Genomic DNA, 15,600 nt, shown 5'->3' with positions numbered 1-15,600 from the left:
CTACAATTTTCGTGATGTTTCTAGTTGAAACGCCATTAATATAAGCTTCTATCATCGCTAAAATCAGTGATTGATCAGAGCGAGAATATTGATCAAAAACTTCAGTTGTAAATTCGCCATCACGCGTTCTAGGTACTTTTAAATGAAGTGTTCCGACTGGAATCATAAAATCACGTTCATAGTAGCCATTTCGTTGTGCAATCCTTTCAGGATGCTTTTGTTTGAAATCAGCGTTCACAAACTGATCTCTTTCCATTTCCATATAAGCATTTAATACAGTTACAGCTATACTTTTCATAGCAGTATTTAAATTACTTTCTAAAATAGCACTTGCCAATTCTTCAAAGTCTACGTTAATATTTAACTGAGTCATATATAGGTCACCTCTACAATATTTTCTTAGTCGATTACATTGTACTAAAGTGAGCTATATTTGGCTCTTTTTTTATTACACAATTATATGGACATATTCTGGTAAACTGCTCTAACGTGCAAGAAATTCGAGACAAGCCCGTTACATTTTCTAACGAGCTAGTGTTTTTAAATAAGCCCGTTATCGTAATATTATCTACGATTTAGTGAAGTGTTGACGCTTGAGGGAATAATATGAGTTAGGAAATACGTCCTAACCAATTGTTTTTATCAACAAAGAAGAGCTTATATAAAAATTTTATCTATAGCCAAAAGTACAAGTTTAAGGTAATGTTAATTTTTCGTAAATTTATTATAAATTTTTATGTGCAAATTTGCTTGAATGCAATGGATTTAGGTTAAATAATTTTGCATTATATGGCATAATAGATACATTAAGTGTTTTGGTTGAGGAGGACAAGAAATGTCACAAAAGAAACATGTCATTCCTAGAAATGAATATAAGAGACAAAGACGTGAATTCTTTCATAATTCAGAACGTGAGGAAAGAATTAGACAAGAACGTAAAGAAGACGAATTAAGACGTGCTCATGAAAAAGAACAACAAAAGAAAAACGAACAACGTGTTAAAGAAAATATGCAAAAGGCACGTATTGAAAAATTAACAAAAGAAGAAATTAAAAAGCAGAAAGAAGAATCAAAGGATCATCCAACGTTAGATTTAGATGATGAAAGATTAGAATCCAGTCATGAAGATAAATTTTCTAAAGAAGGTTCATCTATTGAAGATGATGTTTCCTCAACAGAAAATACTGAAGATTCATTTGAAAATCTAAAAGATAACCAAAATCTAGATGATTCAGAAGAAATCAAATATAAGAAAGTACATAATCAATCAAATAAGCTGAATAATAAGCAAGAAAATGAATTCGAAATAAATAAACAACTCGGCGCCGAACATGATGAAAAGGTAGAAAAGAAATCTCAAAATGATAAAAATATACTTAATATCATCTTATCGAAAATTGAAAAGCATTGGCCGATAATCGCTATTGTATTAGCTATTATACTTATATTCATATTAGTTTGGAGTATATTCCAAAATGTTAACCCACCAAATGAAAGTCGTAAATCTATAGAAGAGAAGCAATCTCAAAAAGGTTTCCAAAAACCAATAACAAATGTAATGGAAGCTGTTGAGAAGTCTAAAAACTCTGTAGTTGGTGTTTCTCATGAGGATTCAGATATCTCAAGTAAAACTGAATCCTCTCAAAAAGAGAAAGAAGAAAATAGCGGTGTAGGATCAGGTGTAATTTATAAAGTAGAAAATAATAAAACATACATAGTGACAAATTCACACGTTATATCTAATGATAAATCACCAGTTATTAGTGGTGAAAATGGTAAAAGGTATAAAGGTACTGTAGTAGGGTCGGATCAATGGTCTGATATTGCTGTTGTTACAATTCCCACAGATAAAGATGCTAATTTTAAACCAATTAAATTTGAAGACTCTGATAACTTAATACTTGGAGAATCAGCTATTGTTATTGGTAGCCCATTAGGGGCGGAATTCCAAAATAGTATTTCTACAGGTGTAGTTTCTGGTTTAGATAGAACCGTTCCTATTGATTTTAATGGGGATGACGAATATGATTGGGAAATAAAAGCAATACAAACTGACGCAGCTGTAAACCCTGGTAATTCAGGCGGGCCTATATTAGATGCACAAGGTAATTTAATTGGTGTAGTATCATTAAAAATTGATATGCCTAATGTAGAGGGTATGGCTTTTGCTATTCCTTCAAATGAGTCTGCTGAATATATCAAGAAATTAGAAAAAGATGGTAAAATCAAACGACCAGAAATGGGCATTATGGCTCAAAATTATAAAACTTTAAAATCTGACGAACAATCGCAAATAACACTGCCTAGTAAATATAACTCTGGTATGGTTGTAACTGGTATTGATGAAAAAGGCAATGCTCAAAAAGCGGACGTTAAATTCCATGATGTTATTGTAGAAATGGATGGCAAAAAAATAGAAAATAACCTTGAATTCCGTAAAGAATTGTATAATAATCATAAGTCAGGTGAAGAAATTAAGCTTAAACTTATCCGAGAGGGTAAAGAAATAACTAAGACATTAACTTTAAAATAAATAGAGGTGACAATTTGTGTCCATTATTAAATACTTTTTTCAAAAAATGACGCCGCAACAAGGTATTGTTTTGTATTATTTGGCCGCAATAATTGTCGCCTTTTTATTATTGAATTTACCTTATGTTGTAAAACCAGGTGTAAATATTGAGCCTGTAGATACTTTATTTGTAGCAGTGTCTGGAGTCAGTGTTACAGGACTAACTCCTGTAGTTATTGGAGAAACATTTACGACTTTTGGACAAGCAGTTATATTAGTCATACTGAATATTGGTGGTATTGGTGTCATGGCTATAGGGACATTGCTCTGGGTTATATTAGGTAAGCATATAGGACTTAGAGAAAGACAGCTTATTATGCTAGATAGTAATTCAACTGCAATGAATGGCGTTGTAAAATTAATATTAGATATTGTAAGAACGATTTTAATGATAGAAATTATTGGGGCTATTTTATTATCTTTTTATTTTTATAAAGATATTGGGTCTGTGAATGAAGCTATACATCAAGGTATCTTTGCTTCAGTTTCTGCCACGACGAATGGTGGACTAGATATTACTGGAAACTCGTTAGCACCATATGCGAATGATTATTTTGTTCAAACGATTATAATGTTGCTTATTATGCTAGGCGCAATAGGTTTCCCTGTTTTAATAGAAGTTAAAACTTATATGAAAAATACTATACCAAACTTTAGATTTTCATTGTTTACGAAAATTGCGAGTGCTACATATTTATTTTTATTTGTATTAGGTACGATAGTCATTTACCTATTTGAATTCTCAAATACATTTAAAGGAGCTACTTGGCATAAATCATTGTTTTATGCGATGTTTCAATCATCTTCAACACGAAGCGCCGGTTTATCAACCATAGATTTAACTCAATTTTCAGAAGCCACCAACTTTTTCTTAGGGGGTTTAATGTTTATCGGTTCATCTCCAAGTTCTGTTGGTGGAGGTATTCGTACAACAACTTTTACTATACTAGTATTATACTTAGTTAACTTTAGTAATGGACGAACGACAATTAAAGCTTTTAATCGGGAGGTACATCCGATAGATATACAAAGATCATTTGCCGTTATTTCATTAGCATTAGCTATCACATTTGTCGGTGTACTTGCCATTGTGAGGTTCGAAGATGGTAAACATGATTTATTATCTATTTTCTTTGAAACCATGTCGGCATTTGGTACATGTGGCTTGTCCATGGGTATTACAGATGGATTGCAATTAGGATCGAAAATAGTAATCATGATACTCATGTTTATCGGTCGCGTAGGATTATTATGTTTCGTTGTAATGTTAGGTGGAAAATCGACGCCAGATAAATTCCATTATCCTAAAGAACGTATCCAAATAGGTTAGTATTAAAAAAGGAACTTTTCGTTTAGAAATTTTAACGAAAAGTTCCTTTTTATTTTTGATCTGCTAATGCTATTAGAGTTCTATTATATATTTAGTTTTTAGAAACTGGTAACGAAATAGTAAATGTTGTTCCTTCTCCTTCTTCAGAATGAACGTATATTTTTCCGTTCCAATCTTCTATTAATTTCTTACTTAAATATAAGCCGAGGCCACTTCCTGAAGATTTCGTTGTGAAAAATGGCTCAAATATGTTTTGGATTGTTTCTTTTGTAATACCCGTACCATTATCTTTAAATTCTAGTGTTATATTGTTGTTAGAATCTATGTTCAAATTAATAGTTATATTTGCATTTGTTGTTTGTAGTAAAGCGTCTTTAGAGTTTTGGAATAAGTTTATCAATATTTGTTTCAATTGGTCTTCTGATAAATATGAATAAACAGGTTTATCAGGTAAGTTGAGTATAACGTTGATATTATTCTGTTCAAGTTCATACTCTAAGAATGCTTCCACATCTTGGATTGTTTGTACGATATTAATATTTTTATACTCTAGGTTTGTTGGTTTACCCAAATATAAAAACTGTGTAACGATATCATTTATACGTTCTAGCTCTTCGGTTATAATATTGAAATGTGTATCTAATTTATTTTTATCATATTTCATTCTCGTTAATTCTATAAATCCATTGATACTAGTTAAGGGATTTTTAATTTCATGAGCAGTATTTGCAGCTAATGTCCCTATTAGTCTAAGTTTTTCATTATTTGCTTGTTCTATTAAACGCTCATGTTCTATCCTTTCTAAGCGGCTTTTATACACTAATGCAACGATTGTTAATAATAAAAATATAACTAAAAATATTAATAGACTTGGAATTACTATTCTTGAAATGAAAAAGTATTGTCCAGAAATATTTATCAAGAATGGTAAGTCTTTATATACATAGTTGATGGATTTAGAGTTTTTAAATTCAGGTCCAATTTGATAAATTTCTGTTCCATTAATCGATTGAATATTAATATTAAATCGGTTTGAAATAAGTTTTATCTCATCTTGAAATGCGTTCATATTAATTTCAACAGCTGATGTATAATTTTTATTTTTAACTTTTAGTTGAGTTGTTAATAGTAGTATATCTGAATTTTTAAGAGATTTCTTTTTAGTTCTTAATTCGTCTTTATTAGAAACTGGAAAACGATGTTTATAAGTCTGATATTCTTCTATATCTGTATATCCCTTACCTTTAGAGTCATATACAATATTATCTTGATTATCTATTATGTAAATGTGATCAATCCATGTGTATCTCGTATGATTATCTTCTAAAAATTTATTTATAAAGTCTTCATTATTTGTATTAGATAATATAGTCGTTAAAGACTCTGAAATACTATCTGCTTGAGTAATGAAAGTTCCTATTTTTAAATCTATGATCTCTTTTGTAGCATCTAATCTTTGATGTATTCTAGTGGTATAATTTTTATTTAATACCCAGCCAATTAATACTGAAACAGTTAAAGCAAAGATTATATTTAGAATGATAATTTTTTTAAATGATTTCATAAACGTCTCCTACCTCTGTTGATGTTATTCTACCAAATTAGCAGAAAAAAACATAACTCTTTTTAAAAATGGTAAAATAAAAGTAAAAGGGGGAAAAACATTGAATACTAATGAAACTGTGACAATTGATTTGTTAGCTACTTCTGACTTACATGGACAAATAGGTAGGACAGGAATAAGTGGTAATATATTAAAAATGGCTACTTATGTTAAGCATAAGCGTAAGACAAATCACCATGTATTATTGCTTGATAATGGTGGTATGTTATCTGGTTCAATGTTTGCATTTTATTATGCTCAGATTGCGCCATATAAACGTAATCCAATGATTAAGATTATGAATGATATGAAATTTGATGCGAGTGGGGTTAGCCCAGATGAGTTTAACTTCGGGTTAGATTTTTTAAATCGTTCAATTGCTTTAAGCCGTTTCCCTTGGTTAGCAGCTAATATAGAACATAGCAAAACAAAAGAACCTTATTTTACAACACCTTACACTATAAAATATGTAGATGGAATTAAAATAGGAATTATAGGATTTACTTCAAGCGGTTTAATGGAGAATAAAAATGTAGAATTAGAGAACGAAGTAACTGTTGGAGAATCAATGGTATCAGCTAAGAGATGGGTGAGGTATTTACATGAGAAAGAAAGCCCTGACTTTTTAATTATGCTGTATCATGGTGGATTAAATACTTATACAGATAAAAGTAATTACAGAGCTTATTATAGTCATAATGCCGAAAATATGATGAAAAGCACTGAAGGTGTGAACGTTATTATAACAGGGCATCAAGAGCATGTAGTTGATATGAAAGTGGCTGAAACTCACTTTATCCAACCAGGAAAAGATGCGACTAATATCATTGATATGTCTATACAATTTAAGAAAAGAACAAATTCTGTAGAAATCATAGACTCTTCTATTAAGCATGTTGAAATTTCAAGTTATCCTGAAGATAGAGACTTATTAGAACTTACTTATTTTGATCAAAAAGCTGTACAACACTGGGCAGAACTACCTGTAGTAGACATGCCAGTTATATTAGATTATAAAGATATAAAAGATTTGTTTATAGAGCCACATGTATTTATTCAATGCATTCAAAATAGTATGCAGAGAGCATTTAACAATGTGGATTTTGTTTGTGCACAAATAGGTAATCCTGAAGGTAAAGGTTTAAGGGGTGAAATTCAAAATAAAGATGTCTATCATTCTTATATTCACACGGATAAGCCAATCAAAATCACTTTATCAGGCAAAGAAATAAAACGTATTCTTGAGAGAACGGCTACAGCATTAAGTAATCAAAATGGTGAAGTTTATTATAACGAGGAGATTCTTGAACCTACATTGATGACCGTTTGGAAAGGGTTTAACTATACAGTTAATATAAATAAACCAATTGGTCACCGCATAGTTATGGAAGATGTTGATTTAGAAAGTAAATATATAGTTGTCATGACAGATTATTTATATAGAAATGTAAAAAATATTATTTCAGGAAATGATTATGTTATGTCTAAAAAGACAGTCATTGAATATATAATAGAAGAATTATCAGAAACTAAAGGTAGAATAGAACTAGACCATCATTTTGAAATCATAAAATAAAAACAACAATCCATTGATTAATTTGGCAATGGATTGTTGTTTTAAATTTTGACTTAAACTTGTATGTTTCAAAATATTTTAACTAAATATAATTACGAGTATGATAATAGCTGCTACTTGAGCTATATATGATGTAATAATTCGTTTCGTGTAAAAATATAAAGTAGACAATATTAATTGAGCTAATAAAATAAATACAAAGATAGGAATATTACCTAAGTATAAAAATAATGAGCTTGAAGCTAATGCGGCGATTACAATTGCAATAATAGGTTGAGATAGTTTTTGTTGCAATTGATTTTGTAATATTGTTCTAATATATAGTTCGTGACAAGGAATTGCGATTACAATAGTTACAAGCATTTGCCATTTATAGAAAACACCAGCGCGCATTAATTCTTTAAATAGTGCTTCATAAGACAGACCACTATAAATGAGTGATAATAAAAGCTGCAATAAGACTAAAAATATTGCGCCTATTAAACCGTACCCAATAGATTGTAATAATCGTTTAGATTTAATTTCTCTTTGGTAAAATATATAGCTTATTCCAGCAATTAGCATAATACCAGTATATAAATACCAGAACACTTCTTTTTCACCTTTCATAATAAATAATAAAATATGAAAGAGGACGAAGCTTGAAATAAACCATATTAATTGAGCATTAATTTGTTTTTTCACTATTATCCCTCATTAGAAATTATAGTATAACGCTTATGGTTTACTACTGTTTTTTCTGGTAATTCCAAACTTTCGAAGTTATCCATAATTGTTAAATCTACGATAACTGAGTTTTCATTAATTTTTTCAACGCGTCCTTTTAAGCCATCTTGAAATTCTATGATATTTCCTACTTCTGCAATTGTCATTTTAATCCTCCTAAATAATACTAAGAAACATTATACTAAATTACCTATACATATAAAAGTAAAATGTGAATATACCTCTATATTATCACAAACATTTCATACATATGATTAATTCAACATATGGTAATATAATATTGAGGCTGATTGGGGAAAAATAAGGAGGAAATATGAATGAAATTTATAAGTAACAATGGTATTACCGATCCAATGATTAACTTGGCTATGGAAGAATATGTACTCACTTCTTTGCCTAAAGACGATAGCTATTTCTTATTCTATATTAACCAACCATCTATAATTGTTGGTAAAAATCAAAATACAATTGAAGAAGTTAATCAATCTTACGTTGAAGAACATAATATCAAAGTTGTAAGAAGGATTTCTGGCGGTGGAGCAGTCTATCATGATTTAGGTAATCTAAATTTCAGTTTTGTAACGAAAGACGATGAAGATAGCTTTCACAATTTTGCTAAATTCACACAACCAATAGTAGATGCTTTAAATGAAATGGGCGTTAAAGCTGAACTATCTGGTCGAAATGATATCCAAGTAGGAGAAAGAAAGATTTCAGGAAATGCAATGGTTAAACAAAGAGATAGAATGTTCTCTCACGGCACTTTAATGTTGGATAGTGAAATAGAAGAAGTTGTAAATGCATTACGTGTTAGTGAAGCAAAAATTAAATCAAAAGGTATTAAATCAATTCGATCAAGAGTTGCAAACATTCAAGAATTTCTTGAAGAGCCTATGGATATTGAAACATTTAAACAGCGTATTCTAACTTCAATATTTAAACAACAAGGTAGTGAAGAAGTAGAGGAGTATCACTTAACTCAAGAAGATTGGGATAAGATTAACGAACTTAGTCAAAATAAATACCAAAAGTGGGAATGGAATTACGGTAAAAATCCTAAATATAACTTTGAAAGAAGTCACAAATTTGATAGAGGACTTATTCAAATTAAATTGGATGTTAAGAAAGGTAATATTGAACATGCAGCTATTTTCGGTGATTTCTTTGGTGTAGGGGATGTTAAAGATATTGAAGATGCTTTAATAGGAGTACAACATCAAAAATCATCTATTACTGAAGCTTTAAAAGATGTAGATGCATTTTATTATTTTGGTGATATCAAAAAAGAAGATATTATTGATTTAATGTTATAAAGAAAGGAGACTATTTTTGATTTGGGTCAAAAGTAGTCTCCTTTTATGTTCTAGTATTTAAATGACAATTCACGATTGTAAATCCTCCAATTGAATTAATTCTTCACTGTATTGATCGAACAATTCATTATTTCGATTTACAAGTGCTTCATCAATTAAAATAGCTAATTCACGCTTTCGATTTTCACGAAGTGCAGAGTCAATAACAAGTTCAACTGATAAATCATTTAAGTTATTAACAAACGTTTCTAGACTTTGGTGTTTAACTTGTGAATATTGTTTCATTTTCAACAACCCCTTGACTTTATTTGTTAAAATTATAGCGTATTTATTTTCTAAATGCAATGAATATTCAGAAATTTTAAAAACTTTCGCTATTTGATTGAAAAGCTAACTATAGACCTCTATATTTATATTATAATTAAGTGTTTGTAATATTCAAACTTTTATGCTCAACCTTATTTTACCATGTGAAAATAATAAAACAAAATATTAATAATGTAAAGATATGTAATTTTTTATTAAAGGAGAGAAATTAAATGTTTAAATTTAAAAAGTGGGACCATATACAATTATCAGCACCTAAAGGATCTGAAGATACAGCAAGAGAATTTTATGCAAATAAATTAGGATTTAATGAAATAGAAAAACCGAAATCTTTACAAGGTAACGGCGGTGTTTGGTTGAATATTAATGATATAGATTTACACATCGGTATTGAAGAGGAATTTAATGCTTTAAAGAAAGCTCATCCAGCTATTAATATTGAGAATTTAGAAGCATTTAAAATTTATTGTGACGAAGTGAATATTAAATATCAATCTGATGATAGATTTCCAGGGGCAAAAAGGATTTTTATTAGAGATCCCTTTAATAATAGATTAGAGTTCATAGAAAAAAATATAGAATTTTAATAAAAAGTATTGACCGTAATTTAATATTTGTATATATTTAAATTAAATAAAAAGAAAAATTACTAGGGGAGGAGGGAAATTAAATATAGTATAAAATTTTTAATAAAGTAGTATAGTAATACAAATAATTGTAAAGGAGGTCGTCTATGGAAAAATATATTATTAAACAAAATACTGTTTATATACATGGTATAAAAATAGATGATCATATTGTTCATTCTGAAATATGTGAAGCAGGAAAAGATCCGTTTATGGTAAAATCAAAGCCACAAGAAATAATGAATCAGTCATGCCGTTTTTATGGCGAACATTTCAATGAAAGAAAGCAATTTACAAAAAGACTTACGAATATCACAAGTAAACCTCCAATATTAGTTTCACCTATCATTTCTACTTATTTCTTTTGTACAAACTCCGAAAGAACTCCAGAAAATACTTGGTTAAATCTTCTTTATGTTAAAGAATTCATCCCATTAAAAGGTAATAAAACAAAAATTATATTAGAAAAAGCACCTTCCATTATATTTAATATATCTAAACATGTTATAAATCATCAATATTTGAATTGCACATGTTTACATTATAGAAATCATCGTAAAAATTTATTCATTAGAGAACTTAATTCTGTGAATTTAGGGTTAAATCAGGAGGGATATAATGTGCTAGATGTTATTGATTTTTATTTAAATAAAAATAATTACAAAAAATAAATGGATAATAATAAATAATGGGATATGTGACACTAGAAGTGTAAATATTCCGTTATTTATTTTAAGTTTACTCTTGAAATTATGACCATGCTTGATATAATAGTATTTGTGCTTGATAAAATCATATTAATCCACAGTAGCTCAGTGGTAGAGCTATCGGCTGTTAACCGATCGGTCGTAGGTTCGAATCCTACCTGTGGAGCCATGGAGATGTACTCAAGTTGGCTGAAGAGGCGCCCCTGCTAAGGGTGTAGGTCGTTCTGCGGCGCGAGGGTTCGAATCCCTCCATCTCCGTTATATAGTCTGTAACCATTATGGTTGCAGGCTTTTTTGTTGTGTGAAAATAAGTGTTATATCTATTTTGTAAATGATTTTATTATTGAGATAGATATTTTAGCCTCTATAAGTTTCAATTTAATAGATAATACTAAAATCAAGATTTCAAGATATATAATAAATAAATGATATCTAAATTAATTCATAAAAGAATTCATGCATTAAATTCTATATTAATTTGTATAAATACTGAATGAAAAATATAAAAAATAAGTATTGAAAAAAATGTAAAATTAATATAATATAAAAAAGTGAGAAGTTCCTCACAATAAATGTAAAATCATTAACTTTCATCTTGAATAATCGTATATTGAAAGTGGGAATTAATGAATTTTATAAGTTATATATTTTAGATAATATACAAGAAAAAGGAGAACAAGATGAAGTATTTTGAATACTGGAGAAGAACATTCGATTATAAAGGTCAATCGCAATTAACAGATTTATTTATTTGTATAGGGATTAATATTTTAATATTAGCTTTTATATTTATATTCGCGCTATTAGGTCCATTAACTTGGGAAAATGCGCTTGTTAATTTATATTATATTTGTCTAGTATTAATGTTATTCCCAACTGCTTCATTGTTAGTTAGAGTTATAAAAAGCAATAAAAAAACTAATAATCAATTAAAATAGTGTTAGTAAAAATATTGATTCATAAGTAGAGGAAATCTTTAAAAGATTTCCTCTTTTTTATTAAGAAATATATTTCCAAAATATAAAAGTGTATAATGTATAATAAATTTACATTTAGGGGGTATACACATGACTGTTAAATTAGTATTCATGAATCAAGCTGATTTTGCTGACTTTAAAGAACATTCTTTAATGAGTTTTGCGAATGAACAGGTTAAAAGCGGTGCTTATGAAAAAGAAAATGCTATCGCTAGATCAAGGAAGTATTTTGACGAATTGTTGCCTGATGATTTGAATACGAAAGAACATAAAATATTTACTGTTTATAAAGATGAATACAAAGTGGGTACGTTATGGATTAGGGTATTTGAAAAGAACCATGCATTAAGAGCATTTGTTTATGATATTGAATTATTTGAAGAATTTAGAGGACAAGGTATAGGTACTCAAACAATGGAAGAACTTAATGAATACTGTAAAGAAATGGGTGTGGATACTATTAACCTACATGTGTTTGGACATAATAAAAGAGCTTTATCAGTGTATGAAAAAGTAGGTTTCAAAACAACAAATTATTATATGGAAAAGAAATTGTAATATAATGGACTTTGTAAAGATAATAGTTACGGAGTGATAATTTTTGTTAAATTTGAAAGAATCGCGTCATATGTATTTAAAAGGTGAAGATAGGGCAGTGCTGTTGCTACACTCATTTACAGGCACTACAAGAGACGTTAAAGATTTGGCTTATAATCTAAACAAACAAGGATTTACGTGCTATGTACCGGCTTATAAAGGGCATGGGCTTAGTATCGAAGCGTTTTTAGATTACCAAATTGATGATTGGTGGAATCAAGTCTTAAGAAGCTATCAGTTCTTAATAGACGAAGGTTATGAAGAAATTAACGTTTTAGGCGTATCTTTAGGTGGTTTATTTTCATTGAAACTCTCAGAAGAAAAGGATATAAATAAAAGTGTTATTATGTCAGCACCTAACAAAAAAGATAATAATAATATTAAGAGAAGAATAAAAAGCTATGGTGAACGGATGAATTACATACAAAATTTAGACGAGAATGAAAGCAAAAGACAAATAGCTTTGATAGATACTTACGATGAAGGTGCAACTAAATTTTGTGATTATATAGAAGATATCATGACTAATTTAAATAAAATACAAAATCCAATTAGCATTAAGTATGGTGAGCGAGATCAACAATCTTATAAAGAAAGTGCAAAATACATATATGAACATGTGAGTAGCAATGAAAAAACTTTAACAGCATATCCGAATTCATCACATCTTATGACGCGCAGTGAGGATAAGGATGAAATAGAAGAAAATATTATAGCATTTTTGAAATAAAAAGACCGAGACATATAAATGTCTCGGTCTTTTTATTTCAAAGTCCACCTAATAGACCACTGATATAAACTCCAAGTGCTAGTAACAAGCCGAAAATTGTATTGGCTTTTCCTGTAGCTGCCATAGCAGGCATCATGGATTGTGGTGTATTATTTTTATTAAAACGACGAATTGCTTTTATAGGAAATGGTGCTGAAATAAGTGCGATTAACCAAATGATAGAGCCATAAGGTTTGAATAGTGCTAAGTATATAACAAAGCCATAAGCAAAGATATAAAGTATCGCCATTGTTAGGATAGATAATTTTTTACCTACTAAAATTGCGTATGTTTTACGTCCGCTTTGTTTATCTTTTTCACGGTCTCTAATATTATTAGCTAAGTTGATAAGTCCAATTGTTATAGATACTGGAATACTTAACAACGCTGGATAGTAATTTATTGTTCCTGTTTGAATATAAAATGAAATCATTATAATGACGAATCCCATAAAGAAACCTGCAAATATCTCTCCAAATGGTGTCCAAGAAATTGGGAATGGTCCACCAGTGTAGAAGTAACCAATCGCCATACAAATAAGTCCTATTGGGATTAACAACCAAGTACTTTGCATACAAATATACACGCCAAGTAATAAAGCGATTATATAAAATATAATTGCGAGAGTGTATACTGAATTTGGCGACATACCATTTCTTACAATAGCTCCACCGATACCAACAGATGTGTGGTCATCTAAACCACGTTTGTGATCAAAATATTCATTGAACATATTTGTAGCTGCTTGTATTAATATGCTTGCTAATAACATTGCTAGAACAACTGAAATTTTTATAGAAGATTCTGAGCCTGTTAAGAATATTTTAGAAGCGGCTGTACCTAATAGCACTGGCACAAATGAAGCAGTTAAAGTATGTGGTCTCATCAAATGATAATATTTTTTAATACCTGAATGCTGTGATAAATTTTGTGACATTTATTTACCTCTTATATTAATATTTTTGACATTATTAGTATATGCTTTCACAAACAATAGGTCAATCACTGTAATTGTGTAATATTTTCACATATATTCATTTTAAAAAGTACAATAATTACGCATGTTGATAGAAAAAATGATAAAATAAATAAATAGATATATTTCGGAAAGAAGTGGAAGAGTGATGGCCTTGAGGACGGATTTGAAGCAAAATATGATTTCTGAAATCAAAGGGAATAAAAATTATATTTCAGTTGAAATTGAGCTTCAATATCAACCGGATTTAATTAATTTATTGAGGAAAGCAAATCATTATTTAGGACAAAGATTTTATTATAAATCGAAAGATCATAGATTAGAAATGTGTGGTATTGGCTATGTATTAGAAGCTAGATATTCACACCTAGAACACGATAAAATTTATGAGTATTGGCAAAGTATTAAAGAACAATTAGAAGCAAAAGTTTATCATGATAAAAAGCATCATTTGAAATTTTTCGGAGGATTCCAATTTTCTGAACATGCTTTGACGAATGAATGGAAAGACTACGGTATGAGTCATTTTGTCTTACCAAAATATTTAATAACAATTGAAGATGAACGTTGTTATTTAACTTATACAGAACAAAGCCAAAAGTTTAACATCGAAGAGATTAACGATATTTTATCAAAATTAGATGAATCAAAGCGAACAGATATTATTGAAACGCCAACTATGATTTCTAATAAAGATATTCAAAGTGAAGAGTGGAAAGCTTTAGTAGATAAAGTAGTTCAATTTATGAAAGATTCAGTGGCATTACAGAAAGTAGTATTATCTAGAAGAAGACAAATTGTTTTTGAAAATGAAGTAAATATTGAAGATGCTTTACAGCGCTCATTGAATATAAATGAATCAAGTTATTTATTATTATTTGAGTCTGGTAAATCTCAATTTATTTCACAAACACCAGAACAATTATGCCAAATCAGTAATGGTATATTATATACAAACGCAATTGCGGGTACTATAAGTAGAACAGATGATGAAACAATAAACGAATCTTTGAAAGACGAATTATTAAATGATTCTAAAAACCAATTTGAACATAGATATGTCGTAGATAGTATTATTCACGATATTCAATCATTTACAAAGCACTTAGAATACGATAAAAAGCCTACAATATTAACTAATAAACATTTATATCATTTATATACGAAAATACAAGCTGATTTATTATCAGAAAATGTATTAGAAATCGTTAATCAATTACATCCAACTCCAGCTTTAGGAGGTTTCCCGAAAGCAGAAGCAATGAGATTTATTGAGAATGAAGAATTTGGAACACGAGGTCTATATGGTGCACCTTTAGGCTATATTGATTTAGAAGATAATGGTGAATTTATTGTATCTATTCGCTCAATGTTAGTAAATGAAAATTCAGCAACATTGTATTCTGGCTGTGGAATTGTTAAGGATTCAAATGCAGAATCAGAATTTGAAGAAACAGATTTAAAATTTAAACCGATGTTAAAAGCACTAGGAGTGATGTAG

At 29.3% G+C, this 15,600-nt stretch carries 16 protein-coding genes and 2 tRNA genes; 12 read left to right on the top strand and 6 right to left on the bottom strand.

What is annotated here, in order from left to right; translation table 11 throughout:
• Nucleotides 1-373: transposase (locus LQ682_RS02020; protein WP_239723794.1), on the bottom strand; the 373-nt coding region annotated here is incomplete at its 3' end.
• Nucleotides 374-835: 462 nt separating this feature from the next.
• Between LQ682_RS02020 and LQ682_RS02015 the strand changes: the two genes are divergently transcribed.
• Together LQ682_RS02015 and LQ682_RS02010 are read left to right on the top strand one after the other, a co-directional pair.
• Nucleotides 836-2,533: a S1C family serine protease gene (locus tag LQ682_RS02015; protein WP_064204870.1), complete on the top strand. Its 1,698-nt coding sequence runs from the start codon at nt 836-838 to the stop codon at nt 2,531-2,533.
• Nucleotides 2,534-2,549: 16 nt separating this feature from the next.
• Nucleotides 2,550-3,902 (top strand): TrkH family potassium uptake protein, encoded by a 1,353-nt coding sequence (locus LQ682_RS02010; RefSeq protein WP_239723793.1) that lies wholly within the window; start codon nt 2,550-2,552, stop codon nt 3,900-3,902.
• A gap of 91 nt (nt 3,903-3,993) precedes the next feature.
• Here LQ682_RS02010 and LQ682_RS02005 read toward each other — a convergent pair whose 3' ends face one another.
• Nucleotides 3,994-5,466, bottom strand: coding sequence for an ATP-binding protein (locus LQ682_RS02005; protein ID WP_239723792.1), 1,473 nt, complete (start codon nt 5,464-5,466; stop codon nt 3,994-3,996).
• 100 nt (nt 5,467-5,566) lie between these two features.
• Between LQ682_RS02005 and LQ682_RS02000 the strand changes: the two genes are divergently transcribed.
• Nucleotides 5,567-7,081, top strand: a complete 1,515-nt coding sequence (locus LQ682_RS02000) for a bifunctional metallophosphatase/5'-nucleotidase (protein ID WP_239723791.1) — start codon at nt 5,567-5,569, stop codon at nt 7,079-7,081.
• Nucleotides 7,082-7,159: 78 nt separating this feature from the next.
• On the opposite strand, the gene LQ682_RS01995 is transcribed toward LQ682_RS02000, so the two are convergent.
• Both LQ682_RS01995 and LQ682_RS01990 read right to left on the bottom strand, forming a co-directional pair.
• Nucleotides 7,160-7,765 carry a CPBP family glutamic-type intramembrane protease gene (locus LQ682_RS01995; RefSeq protein ID WP_064204873.1) on the bottom strand — a complete coding sequence of 202 codons (606 nt, stop codon included), beginning with the start codon at nt 7,763-7,765 and terminating at the stop codon, nt 7,160-7,162.
• 2 nt (nt 7,766-7,767) lie between these two features.
• Nucleotides 7,768-7,953, bottom strand: coding sequence for a YkvS family protein (locus LQ682_RS01990; protein ID WP_017000707.1), 186 nt, complete (start codon nt 7,951-7,953; stop codon nt 7,768-7,770).
• 171 nt (nt 7,954-8,124) lie between these two features.
• On the opposite strand from LQ682_RS01990, the gene lplA reads away from it, so the two are divergent.
• Nucleotides 8,125-9,120, top strand: a complete 996-nt coding sequence (gene lplA, locus LQ682_RS01985; RefSeq protein ID WP_064211116.1) for a lipoate--protein ligase — start codon at nt 8,125-8,127, stop codon at nt 9,118-9,120.
• A gap of 69 nt (nt 9,121-9,189) precedes the next feature.
• Here the strand turns inward: lplA and LQ682_RS01980 are convergent, their stop codons facing one another.
• Nucleotides 9,190-9,405, bottom strand: coding sequence for an IDEAL domain-containing protein (locus LQ682_RS01980; RefSeq protein WP_017000704.1), 216 nt, complete (start codon nt 9,403-9,405; stop codon nt 9,190-9,192).
• A 254-nt stretch (nt 9,406-9,659) separates the two neighbouring features.
• Between LQ682_RS01980 and LQ682_RS01975 the strand changes: the two genes are divergently transcribed.
• The 7 genes from LQ682_RS01975 (at nt 9,660) to LQ682_RS01945 (ending at nt 13,084) form a co-directional block, all read left to right on the top strand.
• Entirely contained in the window at nt 9,660-10,034 is a 375-nt protein-coding gene (locus LQ682_RS01975) for a VOC family protein (protein ID WP_239723790.1), read from the top strand.
• 146 nt (nt 10,035-10,180) lie between these two features.
• Nucleotides 10,181-10,744, top strand: coding sequence for a competence protein ComK (locus tag LQ682_RS01970; protein WP_017000702.1), 564 nt, complete (start codon nt 10,181-10,183; stop codon nt 10,742-10,744).
• 130 nt (nt 10,745-10,874) lie between these two features.
• A tRNA-Asn gene (locus LQ682_RS01965) sits at nt 10,875-10,949 on the top strand.
• A 1-nt stretch (nt 10,950) separates the two neighbouring features.
• A tRNA-Ser gene (locus LQ682_RS01960) sits at nt 10,951-11,038 on the top strand.
• 422 nt (nt 11,039-11,460) lie between these two features.
• On the top strand, nt 11,461-11,718 hold the full coding sequence (locus tag LQ682_RS01955; RefSeq protein ID WP_017000701.1) for a hypothetical protein: 258 nt from the start codon (nt 11,461-11,463) through the stop codon (nt 11,716-11,718).
• Nucleotides 11,719-11,847: 129 nt separating this feature from the next.
• Entirely contained in the window at nt 11,848-12,315 is a 468-nt protein-coding gene (locus LQ682_RS01950) for a GNAT family N-acetyltransferase (RefSeq protein WP_135031746.1), read from the top strand.
• Between the two features lie 43 nt (nt 12,316-12,358).
• Nucleotides 12,359-13,084, top strand: a complete 726-nt coding sequence (locus LQ682_RS01945) for an alpha/beta hydrolase (protein WP_239723789.1) — start codon at nt 12,359-12,361, stop codon at nt 13,082-13,084.
• 37 nt (nt 13,085-13,121) lie between these two features.
• Here the strand turns inward: LQ682_RS01945 and LQ682_RS01940 are convergent, their stop codons facing one another.
• Entirely contained in the window at nt 13,122-14,060 is a 939-nt protein-coding gene (locus LQ682_RS01940; protein WP_064204879.1) for a 1,4-dihydroxy-2-naphthoate polyprenyltransferase, read from the bottom strand.
• 187 nt (nt 14,061-14,247) lie between these two features.
• Between LQ682_RS01940 and LQ682_RS01935 the strand changes: the two genes are divergently transcribed.
• Nucleotides 14,248-15,600: an isochorismate synthase gene (locus tag LQ682_RS01935; protein ID WP_135021753.1), complete on the top strand. Its 1,353-nt coding sequence runs from the start codon at nt 14,248-14,250 to the stop codon at nt 15,598-15,600.

It is taken from the genome of Mammaliicoccus sp. A-M4, assembly GCF_022386955.1.
GTDB classification, from domain to species: domain Bacteria; phylum Bacillota; class Bacilli; order Staphylococcales; family Staphylococcaceae; genus Mammaliicoccus; species Mammaliicoccus lentus.
Note: the sequence above shows the minus strand (reverse complement) of the source record. Positions and strands in the feature narration are given on the sequence as shown.